1 protein-coding gene is annotated in these 1,305 nt (G+C 55.2%); it reads right to left on the reverse strand.

What is annotated here, in order from left to right; translation table 11 throughout:
• Positions 1 to 30: 30 nt before the first annotated feature.
• A protein-coding gene (locus HMPREF3167_RS07860; RefSeq protein WP_102183840.1) for an IS3 family transposase occupies positions 31 to 1,256 on the reverse strand; the annotation gives its coding sequence in 2 pieces (ribosomal slippage) (positions 31 to 977 and positions 977 to 1,256; 1,227 coding nt in all).
• Between the last annotated feature and the right edge of the window lie 49 nt (positions 1,257 to 1,305).

Here is a 1,305-nt window from a genome sequence, read left to right on the forward strand (position 1 = left end):
TGAAGCGTCCTGGGTTTAGTTCCGCTTCTTTTACGGCCCTGTGTTGATGGGCTGGGTGAGATAGTACTCGGTTTCTACTTCTTGTGGGGTGGCGTAGTCCAATGCTTCGTGAAGCCGCTTGGTGTTCCACCAATGCGCCCACCGCAAGGTGGCCAGTTCGACTTCTCCGACCGATGTCCACGGGCCTTGGGCATGAATCAGTTCCGCCTTGTAGAGACCATTGACTGTTTCGGCTAGTGCATTGTCATAAGAATCGCCGACTGTTCCCACACTCGGGCGTATTCCTGATTCCGCTAGGGCGGTGGAATACTTCAGCGACACGTACTGGCTGCCCCGATCGCTGTGGTGAATCAGCTGGTTACCATGGATTCGTCCGGCAGTCGTTAATGCATGCTCCAAGGCCTCCATGGGCAGCGCATCGGTGCGCATCGTCGAGCGTGTAGCAACACCAACAATTTTTCGGCTGAAGACATCCACGACAAACGCGGTGTAGGCGAATCCTGACAGGGTACGAACGTATGTAATATCGGCAACCCACAACCTGCCTGGCGCTTGTGCACGAAAGTTTCGCTGCACTAGGTCCGGGCGATGATCCGGTGTCTTCGGGCTAATCGTTGTCACGGGCGTTCGCCCACGTCTGCGGCCGGAAACACCTGCTAGCTTCATTAATCGGGCGGTCTTGTCGCGGCCGATATGAAAGCCTTCACGGTTCATCGCGTGCCACATTTTGCGGATGCCGTAGACCGAGAAATTCTGCGCATGCACACGCTGTATCTCTGGGATGAGAAGGCTATCGCTTAAGGCCCTTGCGCTGGGAACGCGTGTGGTGGCTTTGCGGTAGCCGCGTGAGGTGATGAATCCACGATCTGCTTGTTTGAGGACTCGGCAGATGGCCTCGACCCCAAACTGATCTTTGTACGCGTCGATGTAGGAGATCATTTGGTCGTGGGTCGGTCGAGTTCCGCTGCGAAAAAAGCCGAAGCAGTCTTAAGAATCCCGTTTGCTCGTTTCAGTTCGCGGTTTTCGCGGCGCAGACGCTTGAGCTCTTCTTCCATTGTTTCGCCACCTGAAGCGTCTGAGTCATCACGTACTGAAGCGCTGTCACGGTACCAAGCCCGCAACGTGTGGTGAGATACTCCAAGGAGCTCGCCGACCTCTGTGTAGGCGCATTGCAGTGAGCAGGACTCCAGGCGGACCATTTCGATGATCTGATGGACCGCCTTTTCCTTGAACTCGACGGAATACTTTCTAGGCATAGTTCAATCCTTCCTTAGCTGAGGTAGGAACTAAACCCAGGACGCTTCA

This window comes from Trueperella sp. HMSC08B05 (genome assembly GCF_001808405.1).
GTDB lineage: Bacteria > Actinomycetota > Actinomycetes > Actinomycetales > Actinomycetaceae > Trueperella > Trueperella bernardiae.